Source organism: Nonomuraea sp. NPDC050202, from assembly GCF_040656115.1.
Lineage (GTDB): Bacteria > Actinomycetota > Actinomycetes > Streptosporangiales > Streptosporangiaceae > Nonomuraea.
Genome location: NZ_JBFALF010000017.1, coordinates 58,368 through 75,329 on the forward strand (window position 1 = coordinate 58,368; position 16,962 = coordinate 75,329).

Annotated in this window: 15 protein-coding genes; 5 read left to right on the top strand and 10 right to left on the bottom strand. The window is 72.3% G+C overall.

Annotation, left to right across the window (positions count from 1 at the left end):
- Positions 1 to 82: 82 nt before the first annotated feature.
- The 6 genes from AB0I79_RS35505 to AB0I79_RS35530 form a co-directional block, all read right to left on the bottom strand.
- The gene (locus AB0I79_RS35505) at positions 83 to 709 is read right to left on the bottom strand and encodes a LysE family translocator (RefSeq protein WP_357882818.1); all 627 of its coding nucleotides are present in this window, start codon (positions 707 to 709) and stop codon (positions 83 to 85) included.
- Positions 706 to 1,245: a hypothetical protein gene (locus AB0I79_RS35510; RefSeq protein WP_357882821.1), complete on the bottom strand. Its 540-nt coding sequence runs from the start codon at positions 1,243 to 1,245 to the stop codon at positions 706 to 708. The genes AB0I79_RS35505 and AB0I79_RS35510 overlap by 4 nt, the downstream gene beginning before the upstream one ends.
- 7 nt (positions 1,246 to 1,252) lie before the next feature.
- Positions 1,253 to 1,606: a spore germination protein GerW family protein gene (locus AB0I79_RS35515; RefSeq protein ID WP_357882824.1), complete on the bottom strand. Its 354-nt coding sequence runs from the start codon at positions 1,604 to 1,606 to the stop codon at positions 1,253 to 1,255.
- Positions 1,607 to 1,664: 58 nt separating this feature from the next.
- Positions 1,665 to 3,032 carry a glucose-6-phosphate dehydrogenase gene (gene zwf / locus AB0I79_RS35520; protein WP_357882827.1) on the bottom strand — a complete coding sequence of 456 codons (1,368 nt, stop codon included), beginning with the start codon at positions 3,030 to 3,032 and terminating at the stop codon, positions 1,665 to 1,667.
- 1 nt (position 3,033) lies between these two features.
- Positions 3,034 to 4,665, bottom strand: coding sequence for a glucose-6-phosphate isomerase (pgi, locus tag AB0I79_RS35525; protein ID WP_357882830.1), 1,632 nt, complete (start codon positions 4,663 to 4,665; stop codon positions 3,034 to 3,036).
- A gap of 108 nt (positions 4,666 to 4,773) precedes the next feature.
- Entirely contained in the window at positions 4,774 to 6,480 is a 1,707-nt protein-coding gene (locus AB0I79_RS35530) for an IlvD/Edd family dehydratase (protein WP_357882833.1), read from the bottom strand.
- Positions 6,481 to 6,533: 53 nt separating this feature from the next.
- Here AB0I79_RS35530 and AB0I79_RS35535 point away from each other — a divergent pair, with 53 nt between their 5' ends.
- Complete coding sequence (locus AB0I79_RS35535; RefSeq protein ID WP_357882835.1) at positions 6,534 to 8,831, top strand: phosphoketolase family protein; 2,298 nt, start codon at positions 6,534 to 6,536, stop codon at positions 8,829 to 8,831.
- 39 nt (positions 8,832 to 8,870) lie between these two features.
- Here the strand turns inward: AB0I79_RS35535 and AB0I79_RS35540 are convergent, their stop codons facing one another.
- From AB0I79_RS35540 to AB0I79_RS35550, 3 genes are all read right to left on the bottom strand, one after another.
- Positions 8,871 to 9,869: a PAS domain S-box protein gene (locus AB0I79_RS35540; protein WP_357882838.1), complete on the bottom strand. Its 999-nt coding sequence runs from the start codon at positions 9,867 to 9,869 to the stop codon at positions 8,871 to 8,873.
- A 140-nt stretch (positions 9,870 to 10,009) separates the two neighbouring features.
- Entirely contained in the window at positions 10,010 to 10,429 is a 420-nt protein-coding gene (locus AB0I79_RS35545) for an ATP-binding protein (protein ID WP_357882841.1), read from the bottom strand.
- 94 nt (positions 10,430 to 10,523) lie between these two features.
- Complete coding sequence (locus AB0I79_RS35550) at positions 10,524 to 11,168, bottom strand: response regulator transcription factor (RefSeq protein WP_357882844.1); 645 nt, start codon at positions 11,166 to 11,168, stop codon at positions 10,524 to 10,526.
- 364 nt (positions 11,169 to 11,532) lie between these two features.
- On the opposite strand from AB0I79_RS35550, the gene AB0I79_RS35555 reads away from it, so the two are divergent.
- The 4 genes from AB0I79_RS35555 to AB0I79_RS35570 all read left to right on the top strand — a co-directional run bounded on the left by AB0I79_RS35555 (position 11,533) and on the right by AB0I79_RS35570 (position 15,904).
- The gene (locus AB0I79_RS35555) at positions 11,533 to 12,015 is read left to right on the top strand and encodes a cation:proton antiporter regulatory subunit (protein ID WP_357882847.1); all 483 of its coding nucleotides are present in this window, start codon (positions 11,533 to 11,535) and stop codon (positions 12,013 to 12,015) included.
- An 8-nt stretch (positions 12,016 to 12,023) separates the two neighbouring features.
- Positions 12,024 to 13,187 (top strand): cation:proton antiporter, encoded by a 1,164-nt coding sequence (locus tag AB0I79_RS35560; RefSeq protein WP_357882850.1) that lies wholly within the window; start codon positions 12,024 to 12,026, stop codon positions 13,185 to 13,187.
- 28 nt (positions 13,188 to 13,215) lie between these two features.
- Positions 13,216 to 13,833 (top strand): pentapeptide repeat-containing protein, encoded by a 618-nt coding sequence (locus AB0I79_RS35565; RefSeq protein WP_357882853.1) that lies wholly within the window; start codon positions 13,216 to 13,218, stop codon positions 13,831 to 13,833.
- A 166-nt stretch (positions 13,834 to 13,999) separates the two neighbouring features.
- Complete coding sequence (locus AB0I79_RS35570; RefSeq protein WP_357882856.1) at positions 14,000 to 15,904, top strand: hypothetical protein; 1,905 nt, start codon at positions 14,000 to 14,002, stop codon at positions 15,902 to 15,904.
- A gap of 200 nt (positions 15,905 to 16,104) precedes the next feature.
- Here AB0I79_RS35570 and AB0I79_RS35575 read toward each other — a convergent pair whose 3' ends face one another.
- Positions 16,105 to 16,962 (bottom strand): helix-turn-helix transcriptional regulator, encoded by an 858-nt coding sequence (locus AB0I79_RS35575; protein WP_357882859.1) that lies wholly within the window; start codon positions 16,960 to 16,962, stop codon positions 16,105 to 16,107.

Below are 16,962 nucleotides of genomic sequence, written 5' to 3' on the forward strand. Positions count from 1 at the left end.
CGTCGGCTTGGGGCACCCGCTGGGGGCGCGGTTCCCTCGTCACGTTCTGCCCGGGGCACCTGCTGGGGTCACCGTCTCCTGATCACGGGCGGGTGGAGGTGGCCAGCTTGACGCCGAGGCCGATCAGGGCGGCGCCCGTCAGGCCGTCCACCGTCCGCCGGACGGCGGGCCTGGCGAACACCTTGCGCAGGACACCCACCACGTTCGCCACCACCAGGAACCACGCGACCGTGCCCGCCAGCGCCACCCCGCCGAGCGCCGCCACCGAGACTCCCGCCCCGAGGAACTGCGGCACCAGCGCCACGAAGAACAGCGCCGCCTTCGGGTTGAGCACGTTCGTCAGCAGCCCCTCGGTGAACGCCGCCCACGAGCCGCGCCCGCCCGGGTCCGGGACGTCCAGCCGCAGCGCCCCGCTCCCGCGCCAGGCCGCCCGCAACGACCTGACCCCGAGGTAGAGCAGGTACGCGGCCCCGGCCACCTTCACCACCGTGAACGCCACGGCCGAGGCGGCCAGGAGCGCCGCGACACCGGTGGCGGCGGCCACCACCCAGGCGAACACCCCCACCGCGATCCCCGCCGCGGCCGCCATGCCGTGCGCGCGGCCCGAGACGACCGAGCGCCGCACCACCACCGCGAAGTCAGGGCCGGGCGACATCGCCCCGAGCAGTACAACTCCACCGAAAGCCGCGATCTGCGCCATACCTGTCATGGCGGCCACCTTACGAGCACCCGGCCCTCCGGGATCAACGCCGACCGCTCCCACGTCCAGGTCGGCACCGTGATCACCTCGGCGTCGCGCTCCAGCGGGATCGGCGTGTCGAGCAGGGCGGAGTGCGGCGTGAGCGGGAGGCCGCCACGCGGGATGACGACGCTCTCCAGGGGCGTGCGCAGGGCCGGGCCGTCGGGCTCGTCCCGGTCGCTGCGCACCCAGGTGGCCTGGCCCGAGAAAGAGGTGAACGCCAGCGCGCCGTGCGGGGCGGCGCTCGAGTGGCGCAGCATGCCGGCGGGCAGCCAGCCGTGCTGCCCCGGCAGATACGTGATGCCCGAGACGTGCAGCTCGCCCGCCAGCAGCACGAACTCCTCCCCGGCCAGGTAGTGGCCGCGCTCGGGCCGTGCCCAGCCGGGAGGGAAGCGGACGAGGGTGGCCGAGCCGCCCAGCCTCGCCAGCCGGACCGGCAGGTTGGAGCCGGGGACCAGGAAGGGGTGTCCGGGCAGCTCGGCGTCGTCGAGCAGATCGATCAGCACGGTCGCGTCAGCGCCTGCGGCGGCGCTTCTTGAAGATGGTCCGCAGGGTCAGCAGCAGCACGACCGCCACGAGCTGACCTCCGATGACGATCCGGTTGACGTCGACGGCGGGCCGCCACAGGGCGTCGCCGTTCTTGAGCACGAACACGCCGGCCGGCGTGGCGCCGAAGCCGAAGCCGCCGCCGCTGCCTCCTCCCTCCTCACCCTTCTCGCCCTTGCCCTGGCCCTGACCTCCGCCGCCGCCCTGGGCGACCCTGGCGACGGGGATGACGACGATGTCGCCGTGCTGGATCGGCTCGCCGAAGACGCGCTTGACGGTCGCGGCGTCCTTCGACTGTTCCACCAGTCCCATGATGTCCATCCCCCCATCGTCACCCCGGGACGCCGCCCCGTCTAACGCCCCGGTGAGGGGCCTGCGGTCAGTCGAACGTCGTGGAGATCTCGTGCCAGCCGCCCGGCGCGATCTCCGCCGCCGCCTCCGGCCCCCACGACCCCTTCTCGTACGGCAGCGGCGCCTCGTCGAGGCCGAGCACCGGCTGCACGATCCGCCACGACTCCTCCACCAGGTCGAACCTGGCGAACCTGCGCGGATCGCCGCTGACCGCGTCGAGCAGGATGCGCTCGTAGGCCGCCTCCATGGGCCCGAGCACCTTGGTGAAGTCGACGCTGACCGGCACCGGCCGGGCGTGCTGCTTGCCCGGCTCCTTGGCCAGCAGGTCGAACGTCACCCCGGCGTCGGGCTGCAGCCGGAACCGGATGAGGTTGGGGCTCTCGGGCGCGCCGCCGTCGCTGAACATGGTCACCGGCGGCCGGCGCAGCTCGGCGACGACCTCCAGGTCGGTGGTCGGCAGGGCCTTGCCGGAGCGGATGCACCAGGGCACCCCGGCCCAGCGCCAGTTGTCGATGTAGGCGCGCAGGGCGACGAACGTCTCGGTGGTGGAGCCGGGGCGCACGCCGTCGGTGTCGAGGTAGCCGGTGTACTGGCCGCGTACGACGTCGGCGGGGTCGATGGCCTGGACCGCGCGCAGCACCCGCCACTTCTCGTCGAGCTGGGCCCGGGCGTCGGTGGACGGCGGCGGGTCCATCGCGAGGATGGCCAGGAGCTGCAGCAGGTGGTTCTGCACCACGTCGCGGACGGTGCCGTTGGCGTCGTAGAAGGCGCCGCGGTCGCGTATGTCGAAGTCCTCCGCCATGGTGATCTGCACGCTGCGGATGTGGGACCGGTTCCAGATGGGCTCCAGCAGCATGTTGGCGAACCGGAACACCATCAGGTCCTCGACCGGCTCCTTGCCCAGGAAGTGGTCGACGCGGCGCAGGTGGTCCTCGTCGAAGTGGCGCAGCAGCTCGCCGTTGAGCTCGCGCGCCGAGCCGAGGTCGTGCCCGAACGGCTTCTCCACCACCAGCCGCGCGTCGCGGTTGAGGCCGACCCCGGCCAGCCCCTCGGCGACGGCGGCGAACAGCACCGGCGGCACGGCGAGGTAGTGCACGAGGAAACCCTTGCCCGAGGTCTCCTCGCGCAGCCGCTCGAACGTGGCGGGGTCGCGGTAGTCGCCCGTCACCAGCCGCAGGTTGCCCGCCAGCTTCTCGAACGCCGCGTCGCGCACGCCGCCGCAGGCCTCGCGGGCGTGCTCGCGCAGCCCGTCGAGGTCCAGGTCGGTCTTGGCCACGCCGATGACCGGCAGGTCGAGCCGGCTGTCGGCGGTCAAGCGGTAGAGCGCGGGCAGCAACATCTTGCGCGCCAGGTCGCCCGTGATGCCGAACAGGACGAGCGCGCCCGCCTGCTCCATCTCAGACGCGCCTTCCGCGCAGCTCCCGGTACCTGCGGATGAGCTGCTCGGTGGAGGTGTCGGGGAACGTGGCCGGCGGCTCGTCGGAGGTCAGCGCGGGCGCCAGGTCGAGCGCCATCTTCTTGCCCAGCTCGACGCCCCACTGGTCGAAGGAGTCGACGCCCCAGATCGTGCCCTCGACGAACACGATGTGCTCGTAGAGCGCGACGAGCTGGCCCAGCGTGGACGGGGTGAGCTTGGGCGCGAGGATCGTGGAGGTGGGGCGGTTGCCCGGCATCACCTTGTGCGGCACGATCTCGGGCGCGGTGCCCTCGGCGGCGATCTCCTCGGCGGTCTTGCCGAACGCCAGCGCCGTGGTCTGGGCGAAGAGGTTGGCGGTGAGCTGGTCGTGCATGCCCTCGCGGTCGTCGTGGGGCTCGGCGAAGCCGATGAAGTCGGCCGGCACGAGCCGGGTGCCCTGGTGCAGGAGCTGGTAGAAGGCGTGCTGGCCGTTGGTGCCCGGCTCGCCCCAGAAGATCTCGCCGGTCCTGGCCGTGACGGGGGTGCCGTCGGCGCGTACGGACTTGCCGTTGGACTCCATCGTGAGCTGCTGCAGGTAGGCGGGGAAGCGGTGCAGCCGCTGGCTGTAGGGCAGGACGGCGCGGGTCTCGGCGTCGAAGAAGTCGGTGTACCAGATCCCGAGCAGGGCCATCAGCACCGGCATGTTGGCCTCGAACGGGGCCGTGCGGAAGTGCTCGTCGATGGTGTGGAAGCCGGCCAGCATCTCGCGGAACCGCTCGGGCCCGATGGCGATCATCAGGGACAGGCCGATGGCGCCGTCGTAGGAGTAGCGGCCGCCCACCCAGTCCCAGAAGCCGAACATGTTGTCGGTGTCGATGCCGAACTCGGCGACCTTGGCGGCGTTGGTGGAGACGGCCACGAAGTGCTTGGAGACGGCGTCCTCGCCGAGCGCCTCGACCAGCCAGCGGCGCGCGACCCTGGCGTTGGTGAGCGTCTCCAGCGTGGTGAAGGTCTTGGAGCTGACCACGAACAGCGTGGTCGCGGGGTCGAGGCCGGCGAGGTTGCCGGTGATGTCGGCCGGGTCGATGTTGGAGACGAACCTGGCCGCGATGCCGGCGTCGGCGTAGTCGCGCAGCGCCTCGTAGGCCATGGCGGGGCCGAGGTCGGAGCCGCCGATGCCGATGTTGACGACGGTCTCGATCGGCTTGCCGGTGGCGCCCTTCCACTCCTTGGAGCGCACCCGGTCGGAGAAGGCGCTCATCTTGTCGAGCACGGCGTGCACGTCGGCCACGACGTCCTGGCCGTCCACGACCAGCTCGGCCTCGCGGGGCAGGCGCAGCGCGACGTGGAGGACGGCGCGGTCCTCGCTGACGTTGATGTGCTCGCCGGAGAACATGGCCGCGATGCGCTCGCGCAGCCCCGCCCGCTCGGCCAGCGCGGTGAGCAGGCCGACGGTCTCCTGCGTGGCGCGGTGCTTGGCGTAGTCGAGGTAGAGGTCGCCGGCGGACACCGTCATGCGCCGCGCCCGGCCCGGATCCTCCGCGAACAGCTCACGCAGATGCCTGCCCGCCAGCTCCTCGTGGTGCTTGCCCAGGGCCGCCCACTCCTGGCTCTGGGTGATGTCGCCGTTCACGCGTTTCCTCCTCGCGTCGCCAAACCGATCATGCCTCGTTCCATCGTCCCGTAACTGCCTACCCCCCGCGGTTGATTCCGCGCATGGCGGAGCGGACTCTTTAGACGCTCAGTGGGATTCGCGGCCCACGTGGTCACCGCTGGAGCCGGCGAGGAAGTCCAGGTCGGCCCCGCGGTCAGCCTGCAGGACGTGCTCGGTGTAGAGGCGCTCCCAGCCGCGCACGGGCCTGGCGTGCCCGGTCATGACCGGCTCGCGCGCGTTCAGCTCCGCGTCGGGGACGTCCACGTCCAGGCGGCGGGCCGCGACGTCGAGCACGATCGGGTCGCCGGTGCGCACCCTGGCCAGCGGCCCGCCGGCCGCGGCCTCGGGCGCGGTGTGCAGCACGACCGTGCCGTACGCGGTGCCGCTCATGCGGGCGTCGCTGATGCGCACCATGTCGCGTACGCCCTTCTCCAGCAGCTTGGCGGGCAGCGGCAGGTTGCCGACCTCCGGCATGCCGGGATAGCCCTTGGGCCCGCAGCCGCGCAGGACCAGCACCGAGGTCTCGTCCACGTCCAGGTCGGGCGAGTCGAGCCGGGCGTAGACGTCCTCGACGCTGTCGAAGACGACGGCGCGGCCGCGGTGGCGCAGCAGCTCCGGCGAGGCGGCGGCGGGTTTGATCACGGCGCCGGAGGGGGCGAGGTTGCCGCGCAGCACGGCGATGCCCGCGTCGGGCAGCAGCGGGTCCGAGCGGCGCCTGATGACGTCCTCGTCCCAGATCTCGGCGCCGTCGAGGTGCTCGACGAGGGGGCGCCCGGTGACGGTGATCGCGCCGGGGTCGAGCAGGTCCTCGACCTCCTTCAGCACGGCGGCCAGGCCGCCCGCCCTGAACAGGTCGTCCATGAGGTGACGGCCGGCCGGCTGGAGGTCCACCAGCAGCGGCACGCCGGAGCCGGTGCGGTCGAAGTCGTCCAGGCTCAGCTCGACGCCGAGCCGCCCGGCGATGGCCAGCAGGTGGACGACGGCGTTGGTGGAGCCGCCGACGGCGGCCAGGGTGACGATGGCGTTGAGGAAGGAGCCCCTGGTCATCACCTGGCTGGGGCGGCGGCCCTGCTCGACCAGCTCGACGGCCAGGCGGCCGGTCTCGTGGGAGCGTTCGAGCAGGCGGCTGTCGGGGGCGGGGGTGCCGGCGGTGCCGGGCAGGGTCATGCCGAGCGCCTCGGCCATGCAGGCCATGGTGGAGGCGGTGCCCATGGTGTTGCAGTGGCCGCGGCTGCGGATCATGGACGACTCCGACCGCAGGAACGCCTCGCGGGAGAGGGTGCCCGCGCGCACCTCCTCGCTGAGCCGCCACACGTCGGTGCCGCAGCCCAGCGGGGCGCCGCGGAAGTGGCCGGTCAGCATGGGGCCGCCGGGCACCACGACGGCGGGCAGGTCCACGGAGGCGGCGGCCATGAGCAGCGACGGGATCGTCTTGTCGCAGCCGCCGAGCAGCACCACCCCGTCGATGGGGTTGGCGCGCAGCATCTCCTCGGTGGCCATGGCGGCCAGGTTGCGCCAGAGCATGGCGGTGGGGCGCACGTTCGTCTCGCCGAGGGAGACGACGGGCAGGTTGAGCGGCACTCCCCCGGCCTCCCACACGCCGTGCACGACGCTCTGGGCCACCTCGTTCAGGTGGGAGTTGCAGGGGGTGAGGTCGGAGGCGGTGTTGGCGATGGCGATGTGCGGCTTGCCGCCCTCGAACGCCTCGGGCGGCAGGCCGCGCCGCATCCAGGCTCTGTGGATGTAGGAGTTCCGGTCGTTTCCTGCGTACCAGCGTGAACTCCTGAACTCCATGTTCGGCACCTTATCGGGGATTCATCCCGCCCTGTCGAGGAATCAGCAGGGGCATGGACCATATAGACGCGTACTGGCGGGCGGCGAACTACCTGTCCGTCGGGCAGATCTACCTGCTGGACAACCCCCTGCTCACCGAGCCGCTGCGGCCGGAGCACATCAAGCCGCGCCTGCTCGGCCACTGGGGTACGACGCCGGGCCTGAACTTCTGCTTCGCGCACCTCAACCGGGTGATCCGCGAGCGGGACCAGGACATGATCTACATCGCGGGCCCGGGTCACGGCGGCCCGGCGGCGGTGGCCCACGCGTGGCTGGAGGGGTCGTACTCCGAGCGGTATCCGGACGTGTCGCAGGACGTGGAGGGCATGCGGCGGCTGTTCCGCCAGTTCTCCTTCCCCGGCGGCGTGCCGAGCCATGTCGCGCCGGAGACCCCGGGCTCCATTCACGAGGGCGGCGAGCTGGGGTACGCGCTGGCGCACGCGTACGGGGCCGCCTTCGACAACCCCGACCTGGTCGTGGCGTGCATCATCGGCGACGGCGAGGCCGAGACCGGCCCCTTGGCCGCGAGCTGGCACTCCAACAAGTTCCTGGACCGCCGCCGCGACGGGATGGTGCTGCCCATCCTGCACCTGAACGGCTACAAGATCGCCAACCCGACCGTCCTGGCCCGCATCCCCACCGACGAGCTGATCAAGCTGATGGAGGGGTACGGTTACCGCCCCCACCTGGTCGGCGCCGATCACGAGGAGATGGCGGGCACGCTGGACACCGCGTTCGAGGAGATGGCCGCGTACAAGGCGGGCGACGCCGACCGCCTGCCGATGATCATCCTGCGCACGCCGAAGGGCTGGACCGGCCCGAAGGAGGTGGACGGGAAGCCGGTCGAGGGGACGTGGCGCGCGCACCAGGTGCCGCTGGCCACGGTCAGGGAGAACGCCGGCCACCTGGCGATGCTGGAGGAGTGGATGCGCTCGTACCGGCCGGAGGAGCTGTTCGGCTCGGACGGCAGGCCGGTCGAGGACGTGCTCGCCACGGTGCCGCGCGGCGCGCGCAGGATGAGCGCCAACCCGCACACCAACGGCGGTGAGCTGCTGGAGCCGCTGCGGCTGCCGGACTTCCGCCGGCTCGCGGTGGAGGTCAAGGCGCCGGCCGAGCAGGCGAGCGAGCCGACGCGGGTGCTGGGCGGGTTCCTGCGGGACGTGATCGCCGCCAACCCCCGGACGTTCCGGCTGATGGGGCCGGACGAGACGGCCTCGAACCGGCTGTCGGAGGTGTTCGAGGTCACCGACAGGGCCTGGGACGCCGAGATCCTGCCGACGGACGAGAACCTGGGCACGGGCGGCCGGGTCATGGAGGTGCTGAGCGAGCACCTGTGCCAGGGCTGGCTGGAGGGCTACCTGCTGACCGGGCGGCACGGGCTGTTCAACTGCTACGAGGCGTTCATCCACATCGTGGACGCCATGTTCAACCAGCACGCCAAGTGGCTGGAGTCGTCGCAGAAGATCCCGTGGCGGCGGCCGGTGGCGTCGCTGACGTACCTGCTGTCGTCGCACGTGTGGCGGCAGGACCACAACGGGTTCAGCCACCAGGACCCGGGCTTCCTCGACGTGGTGGTGAACAAGAAGGCCTCGGTGGTGCGGGTCTACCTGCCGCCGGACGCGAACACGCTGCTGTCGGTGGGCGACCACTGCCTGCGCTCCAGGGACTACGTGAACGTGATCGTGGCCGGCAAGCAGCCGGTGCTCGACCTGTTCACGATGGACGAGGCCATCGCGCACAACACGCGCGGGCTCGGCATCCTGCCGTGGGCCTCCACCGACGAGGGCACCGAGCCGGACGTGGTGCTGGCCTGCGCCGGGGACGTGCCGACCCTGGAGACGCTGGCCGCCGCCGCGCTGCTGCGCGAGCACCTGCCCGAGCTGAAGGTCCGCGTCGTGAACGTGGTCGACCTGATGCGGCTGCAACCACCGTCCGAGCATCCGCACGGCATGCCGGACGCCGAGTTCGACACGCTGTTCACCACGGACAGGCCGATCGTCTTCAACTTCCACGGCTACCCGTCGCTCATCCACCAGCTCACCTACCGGCGGCACGGCCACGCCAACATCCACGTGCGCGGCTACAAGGAGGAGGGCACCACGACGACGCCGTTCGACATGTGCATGCTCAACGACATCGACCGCTTCCACCTGGTCATGGACGTGATCGACCGCGTTCCCGGGCTCGGCAGCAAGGCCGCGCACCTGCGCCAGCGCATGAGCGACGAGCGGCTGCGCGCCCGCGCGTACACGCGGGACCACGGCGAGGACCCCGCCGACATCAGGTCGTGGACCTGGCCGGGCACGTCCTGAACACCGGCCGGGAACACCGGCCGGGGCCCGGGCGGCCGGCTAGGCCCGGGGCACGGCGGGAACCCAGAACTCCACCGTCGTGCCCGCGCCAGGCGGGCCGTCGATGGTCCACCAGCCGCCCGCCGCCTCGGCACGCTCGCGCATCTCGACCAGCCCGTAGTGCATCGCCTCGCCGTCCTTCGAGGTCAGGCCGGCGCCGTCGTCCCTGACGCGGACGTGCACGCCCCGGCCGAGCGAGACCAGCTCCACGCTGACCCGGCCGGCCCCGGCGTGCTTGCGCACGTTCGTCAGCGCCTCCTGGCAGATGCGGTAGACGGTCACCACGGCCTCGTACGGCGGCTCGGCGTCCAGGCGGTGGCTCAGGTCGAAGGCCACGCCGCCGCCCGGCATCGTCTCCCGCAGGTAGGCGTCCAGGCTGGCCACCAGGCCGTCGCCCGGCGGGTGCAGGTCGAAGGCCAGCTCGCGCAGGCGGCGTACGGCGGCGTCCACGGCGTCGTGGAGCGCCCGCACCGCGCCGGCGTGCTCCTCGGGCAGCTCCTGCTCCCACATCCGCAGCCGCATGCCGACGCTGACCATGGCCTGGATCGTGTCGTCGTGCACGTCGGAGGCGATGCGCCTGCGCTCCCGCTCCTGCGCCTGCACCAGGCGGGACAGCAGCATGCCGCGCTCGTCCAGGGCTCTGGCCATGCTGCGCCGCTCGGTCAGGTCGCGTGTCACCTTGCCGAAACCGCGCAGGTCGCCGCTCTCGTCGAACAGGGCGGTGATGACCACGCTGGCCCAGAAGCGGGTGCCGTCCTTGCGCACCCGCCAGCCCTCCTCCTCCCACCGGCCTTCGGTGGCGGCCTCCTGCAGGCCCCTGGCGGGTTTGCCCTCCGCCACGGCCTCAGGCGGGTAGAAAACGGAGAAGTGGGTGCCGATGATCTCCTCGGCGGTGTATCCCTTGATACGTTCGGCCCCGATGTTCCAGCTCACGATCACGCCGCGAGGATCGAGCATGAAGATGGCGTAGTCACGGATGCTCTGGACGAGCAGCCGCATATCCTCCTGCGATTGGTCATGCGCGGGCATACCGCAGCCTTGCACGACATGACCGTAGCGCCAAACCCGATCAGCGCGATCGAGTCCGGCTCCTGCCTCGTCAAGCCCCTCGCGACCTCTTCACGCCTCTTCAGGCCTGTTCAGGCTTCGGAGGGGCTCGCCTGCACCGGAGCGAACCGCGCGGCCAGCTCGCACCACACCACCTTGCCGCTCTCGCCGGGCGAGATGCCCCAGCCGGTGGACAGCAGCCTGACGACGTGCAGCCCCCAGCCGCTCACCGGGCCGGGCTCGCGGGTCTGCGGGAGCGCCACCCCGGTGTCGCCCACCTCGATCCGCACCCGTGACGTGCTCGCTCTCACCCTCAGCACCGGCGGGCCGTCTCCATGGACGAGCGCGTTCGTCACCAATTCGGAGACCACCAGCAGGACGTCCTCGTGACGCCCCTGATAGCCGCTCTCCCCTAGGACCGTTCCCGCCAGGCGGCGTGCCACCGTGATGCTGCCCATCTCCTCCGGCAGATGAGTGTCCACCTGATAACGCTCGGCCTCCTCACTTTCCACGCATCTACTCTCGGGGAGCCGCGTGGCTGGTCACGAGACGCAAGCGCTCCAGGCCACGTGGTGCACCTGTGGGACCCCGACTAGTGCAAATGCGTCAATCCAACAGCCCGTCCCTCCGGGCCAGCGCCACCGCCTCCAGCTTGGAGCGGGCGCCCAGCTTCTCCAGCACGTGCTGGACGTGGTTGCGCGCCGTGTTGCGGGCCACGCCCAGGCGGTCGCTGATCTCGTACGTGCTGGCGCCCTCGGCCAGGAGCAGCAGCGTCTCGCGCTCGCGGGCGGTCAGCGCGGACCCCATGTGCCCGGCGCGGCCGGTCAGCCGGTCGAGCACGCCGGGCAGCAGCCCGGGCGCGAACACCACGCCTCCGGCGGCCACCTCCCGCACGGCCGACTCCAGCTCGCCCAGCCGCGACGACTTCACCACCAGCCCGGCCCCTCCTGCCGCCACCACCCGGGCGGCCACGGACGCGGTCGCCTCCCCGGTCAGCACGAGCACCCGGGCCTTGGGCGCCACCGCCGCCAGCCGCCCGATCGCGGCCACGCCGTCGCCGTCGGGCAGCCTGCGGTCGAGCACCACGACGTCGGGCTGGCACCTGCCGGTGTCGGCCAGCGCGGCCGCGACGGTGCCCGGCTGGGCGACCACCTCGATGTCGGGGGCCCTGCCCAGGGCCAGGCCGATGGCCTCCGCGACCATGGCGTGATCTTCCACGAGAACCAGCCGGATAGGAGGGGCGGTCGGCATGGTGCGTTGTCCCTTGTGGTGTTGCCTGCTTGCCGGAGGGTGCCTGCGCCGCGACCTCACCGGTCCGGGCAGCCAGGGGCAGTCTTGCACGTATGCGACGCCCCCGCAGGGGGACCATGGCACGCCGGTCGCGTCCGAGGCGTCCGGGAGTGAAGTGCCGCAAGTGACCGGCCCGGGCCGTCCGGAGCGGCCGGCTTTCCCGACCCGGGCCCGGCGCGGGGCGGGGCGGGGCGGGGCGGTCGGGGCGAGGGGTGTGCCGTGCGGACCGCAAGATGCAGCATGGCGGGCAATTGACCCAGAACAGACCGGGGTATGACGTTGGTAGGGTTATCCGGAAATGTGCGGATTGGGACGGGTGGGATAGGTGGAGGTCGAACAAACAGCACTGCCGGGTATCGGGCTACGACACGATTTCACCACCCGAAAAGGACAACGGGTAGGCGTCGTGTCCCACCGCACCGGCCGCCGGGACCTGGTCATCTACGACAAGGAAGACCCGGACGCCGTCTGCCAGACGGTCAAGCTCAACGACGAGGAGGCCGACGCCCTGGCCGAGCTCCTGGGCGCCCCTCGGATCGTGGCCCGGCTGAACCAGCTGCACCAGCAGGTCGAGGGACTGGTCAGCGTGCAGCTCCCGATCCCGGCCGGCTCCCCCTACGCGGGCCGCCCCATGGGTGACGCCCGCGTGCGGACCCGTACGAGCGCCTCCATCGTCGCGGTGGTACGCAGCGGCCAGGTGTTCGCCAGCCCCGGGCCCGACTTCCTCTTCAGCGCCGGCGACATCGTGGTCGTCGTGGGCGGCGAGGAGAGCACCACAGAGGTCGCCGACATCCTGGCGAACGGGTAGGGCCGCGGGTGCACCATACCGCGATCATTTTCCTCGAGTTCGGTGCTGTCCTTCTCGGCCTGGGGATCCTGGGCGCGCTGGCGCTGCGCGTGGGCATCTCCCCCATCCCGCTCTACCTGATCGCCGGCCTGGCCTTCGGCACCGGCGGCGTGCTGCCGCTGGCAACCAGCACGGACTTCCTCGAGATCGGCTCCGAGCTGGGCGTGATCCTGCTGCTGCTCACGCTCGGCCTCGAATACAACGCCGACGAGCTGGTCACGAGCCTGACGGGCAACGCCCGCGCGGGCATCGTGGACCTGGTGCTCAACGCCGCCCCCGGCGCCGTCTGCGCGTTACTGCTCGGCTGGGGCCCCGTCGCGGCCGTGGCGATGGCGGGCGTCACCTACGCCACCTCGTCCGGCATCACCGCCAAGGTGCTGTCCGACCTGGGGTGGCTCGGTAACAGGGAGACGCCGACGGTCCTGTCGCTGCTGGTGTTCGAGGACCTGACGATGGCGGTCTACCTGCCGGTCCTGACCACCTTGTTGGCCGGGCTCAGCTTCGTGCAGGGGGCGGTCTCGGTGGGCATCGCGCTGCTGACGGTGAGCGTGGTGCTGGTCGTGGCGCTGCGGTTCGGGCGGTTCATCGAGGCGTTCGTGCGCAGCCCGAACTCCGAGGTGCTGCTGCTCAAGGTGGTCGGGCTGGCGCTGCTGGTGGCCGGTCTGGCGCAGCAGCTGCAGGTCTCGGCGGCGGTGGGCGCGTTCCTGGTGGGCATCGCGCTGTCGGGTCAGCTCGCCGAGGACGCGCACGCGTTGCTGGCGCCGCTGCGCGACCTGTTCGCGGCGGTGTTCTTCGTCTTCTTCGGCCTGCAGACCGACCCGGCGAAGATCCTTCCGGTGGCCGGGCTGGCCGCGCTGCTGGCCCTGGTCAGCATGATCACCAAGCTGCTGACCGGCATGTACGCGGCCAGGCGCGCCGGCATCGCCAAGGCGGGCCAGGCTCGGGCGGGCATCGCGCTCATCCCGCGCGGCGAGTTCAACATCGTCATCGCGGGCCTGGCGGTGGGCGCGGGCGTGCATCCCGACCTGGGCGCGCTGGCGGCGGCGTACGTGCTCATCCTGGCGGCGTTCGGCCCCCTGGCGGCCAAGCTGGTGCAGCCCTTCATCACCGCCATCGCCAAGCGTGCCGCCTAGGGGCGGCCGGATCCGCTAGTTTGTTCGCATGGCAGAGCGCAGGCACGGAATCCAGGCGCCCCCTACGGAGACCACGATCAGGTCCGCCGACTGGGACGGCCGCGAGATCGACGGCGAGAGCCACCAGCGGGTCCTGTTCCAGGACGTGGACATGACCGAGCTGGTCGACCACGGCTCGTCGTTCGAGGAGTGCCAGTTCAGGAACGTGCGGTTCAACGTGTCGGTGCACGAGGACGCGCGCTTCCTCAACTGCACGTTCTCGCGCTGCTCGTTCTTCGACGCCACCTTCAGCGGCTGCAAGCTGACGGGCAGCATGTTCGACGGCTGCACGTTCGGGCTGCTGAAGGTGACGGGCGGCGACTGGTCGTACGTCGGGCTGCCCGGCGCCGACCTGCGCGGCAGCGCCTTCCACGGCACCCGGCTGCGCGAGGCCGACCTGACCGGGGCCCGGCTGGAGGGCGCCGAGCTGCGGCGGGCCGACCTGTCGGGCGCGTGGCTGCACGGGGCCGACCTGACGAGATGCGACCTGCGGGGCAGCGATCTCAGCACGCTCGACCCGCGCGAGGTGACGCTCAAGGACGCGGTCATCGACGCGTTCCAGGCGACGGTGGTGGCGGGCGCGCTGGGCTTCGACGTGCGGGAGTGACGGCACCGCGGGCGTGCCCGGACTCGACGCGCGGGAACGACGACACCGCGGCGCGCCCGGCTCCGACGTGCGGGGACGACGGCAACGCGGGCACGCCCGGCCTCGACGTACAGGATGGACGACCTCGCAGATTCGCGGAGGGGTGCGATTGCAGCAGGATGGGCGTGTGCCGAACGCCGAACTCACCGCCGCCGAGCAGGCCGTGGCCGCCGCCGTCCGCCGCGGTCACGACGTGGACCTGCGCTCCGGCGATCCCGCCCGCGACTGCCCCGACAACGCCGCCGCCTGGGGCGCCGACCGCACCGTACGGGCGGAGGTGCTGGCGGAGTTGCTGCTCGGCGAGTACACCGACCCCGCCGACAAGCCGGCCCTGCGCCTGTCGGGGGCCCGCATCACCGGCCTGTTACACCTGGCGTTCGGCGAGATCGACCTGCCGCTCACGTTCCGCGACTGCGCCTTCGACGAGACCCCCGACCTGTACCAGGCCCGCACCCGCTTCCTCAGCTTCGCCGGCTCCACCCTGCCCGGCCTGATCGCCTCCAACCTCCAGGTCGAGGGCGACCTGCGGCTGACCGGCTGCCACGTCACCGGCGAGCTGCGCCTGCGCAGCGCCCGCATCAGCAGCAACTTCTCGCTGAACGGCGCGCGCCTGGAGCCCGCCGCCGGCGCCGCGCTCAACGCCGAGCACCTCGACGTCGGCAGCAACCTGCTGGCCCGCGACGGCTTCACCTGCGACGGCGAGATCATCCTCACCGCGGCCAGGATCGGCGCCGCGGTGAACTTCGAAGGCGCCCGCCTGCGGGCCCCGGGCGGCCTGGCGTTCGGCGGGTCGAACCTGGTCGTCCAGGTGGGCCTGTTCGCGCGGGAGGTGCACGCGGAGGGCGAGTTCTCGCTGCGGTTCGCCCGCGTCTCCGGCCCGCTCACCCTGCGGCGCTCGGTGCTGCGCAACCCGGGCGGCCTGGCCCTGCACGGCGGCGGGCTGAACGCCGAGAGCGGCCTGTACCTGTCGCTGATCGAGACCGAGGGCACCGTCTGGCTGGAGGGCGCCGCCGTCGGCCGCGCGCTCAACCTGGACGGCGCGCGCCTGCGCGCCCCCGGCGGCGTGGCCCTGCGGGGCGACCGTATCGCCGTGGACGGCGCGCTGCTGGCCCGCGAGGGCATGTCGGCCGAGGGGGAGATCAGCCTGACCGACTCCTCGGTGACCGGCCCCGCGCACTTCAAGGGCGCCACGCTGGTCAACCCCGGCGGGACGGCCCTGTCGGCGAACGGCATCACGGTCGGCAAGGTGCTCAACCTGTGCGAGGGCTTCTCGGCTCGCGGCCGGATCCGGCTGACGTACGCGCAGGTCGGCAGCCGCCTGTGCTTCGACGACGCCACGCTGGAGGCGCCGGGCGGCAAGGCGCTCACCTGCCGCCGGCTGGAGGCGCGGGAGCTGGCGATGCGGACGGCCAAGCCGGTGCGGGGCGCGGTCGACCTGCGGCACGCCCGCATCGGGGTGCTGCAGGACGACGCCGCGGTGTGGCCGGACGAGCTGTGCATGGACGGGCTGTCGTACGAGGTGCTGGAGCCCATGCTGCCGGCCGCCGAGCGGCTGGGCTGGCTGCGCCGGGACCCTGACGGGTACCTGCCGAACGCCTACGAGCAGCTCGCCGCGATGTACCGGCGGCTGGGCAGCGAGGCCGACGCCCGCGACACGCTCCTGGCCGGGCAGCAGCAGCGCCGCGACACCCTGCCGGGCTACGCCAGGTTCTGGGGGCTGCTGCAGGACGTCACCGTGGGGTACGGCTTCCGCCCGCTGCGGGCGGCCGGCTGGCTGGTGGCGCTGCTGGCGGTGGGCACCGTGGTGTTCGGGATGGCCGAGCCGCCGCCGTTGAAGCGCGGGGAGGCGCCGGAGTTCGACTCGTTCGTCTACAGCCTCGACCTGCTGCTGCCGATCATCGACTTCGGGCAGGAGAAGGCGTTCAACCCCGGTGGGGGCACGCAGTGGCTGGCGTACGGGCTGATCGCGGCGGGCTGGGTGCTGGCCACGACGATCGCCGCCGGGCTGACGCGCACCCTACGGCGCGCCTGAGCCGATCGCCGGCCACGACCTCCTCTCTGCGCGGCACGCTCAGAGCAGCAGGTTGATGACGATCGTCAGCACCACCGACAGGACCAGCGATATGAGGATCATCGCCAGGCAGCCCATCCAGCCGCCCAGCGGTCTGACCTCCCAGTTCCCCCGCCTCATGCCGGTCCGCTACCCGGGCGGGCGCCGCTCATGCAGCGGGCTCAGGCGCTGACCGCGCGCAGGGCCCCCGGATGGCGGCCGGTGAGGCGGTCGAGGGCGGCCGCGGTCTCGGCGTCGGCCGGCAGGTAGACGAGGATCCGCTGGTCGTCGCCGAGCAGGTCGAGCGGCTCCCTGGCCAGCCGCAGCTCACCGGCCCGCGGGTGCGCCATGCGCTGCACGGGCGCCATGCGCGGCGGCCCGGCGGCGGCGGCCAGGCGCCCGGTGAACGCCTCGCCCGCCGCGAACGAGAGCACGTCGACCAGCTCCCCCGCCCACGGGTCGTCGGGCCCGGCCTCGTACTTGAGCGCGGCGGCCTGCTCGTCGGCCACCTTGTCCCAGTCGGGGAAGGCGATCCTGGCCCGCACGTCGGCGAACACGTACCGGGTCAGGCTCGGCGGCTCGTCGTCCAGCAGCCCGATGGGGCCGAAGAGCCGCTCGAACCCGGTGGTGCGGGCGATCACCTCGCCCAGCCGGTTGAACAGCGCGGCGGGCGCGGGCTCCAGCCGTTCCAGCAGCGCGCGCACGGCCGGGCGCACGGTGCGGGCGGGCGCCTGCGAGGCGGCCGGGCACAGCGCGATGCCGCCGCTGGTCACCTTGGCCAGGTGGCGCAGGTGGATGCGCTCGTCGGGCGTCATGCGCAGGGCGTCGGCCAGCGACACCAGCACCTGCACCGACGGGTTGCGGTCGCGGCCCTGCTCCAGCCTGGTCAGGTACTCGACGCTCACCCCCGCCACCGTGGCCAGCTCCGACCTGCGCAGCCCGGGTGTGCGCCGCCGGCCGCCGTCGGGCAGGCCGACATTGGCCGGCTTGAGTGCTTCGCGGCGGGCGCGCAGGTAGGCGCCGAGCTCGTTCTCGCTCAC

Coding starts and splice junctions, on each gene's coding strand:
- AB0I79_RS35505 (WP_357882818.1), bottom strand. CDS start 709: ATGACAGGTATGGCGCAGATCGCGGCTTTCGGTGGAGTTGTACTGCTC.
- AB0I79_RS35515 (WP_357882824.1), bottom strand. CDS start 1,606: ATGGACATCATGGGACTGGTGGAACAGTCGAAGGACGCCGCGACCGTC.
- zwf (WP_357882827.1), bottom strand. CDS start 3,032: ATGGAGCAGGCGGGCGCGCTCGTCCTGTTCGGCATCACGGGCGACCTG.
- AB0I79_RS35530 (WP_357882833.1), bottom strand. CDS start 6,480: ATGGAGTTCAGGAGTTCACGCTGGTACGCAGGAAACGACCGGAACTCC.
- AB0I79_RS35535 (WP_357882835.1), top strand. CDS start 6,534: ATGGACCATATAGACGCGTACTGGCGGGCGGCGAACTACCTGTCCGTC.
- AB0I79_RS35540 (WP_357882838.1), bottom strand. CDS start 9,869: ATGCGGCTGCTCGTCCAGAGCATCCGTGACTACGCCATCTTCATGCTC.
- AB0I79_RS35550 (WP_357882844.1), bottom strand. CDS start 11,168: ATGCCGACCGCCCCTCCTATCCGGCTGGTTCTCGTGGAAGATCACGCC.
- AB0I79_RS35565 (WP_357882853.1), top strand. CDS start 13,216: ATGGCAGAGCGCAGGCACGGAATCCAGGCGCCCCCTACGGAGACCACG.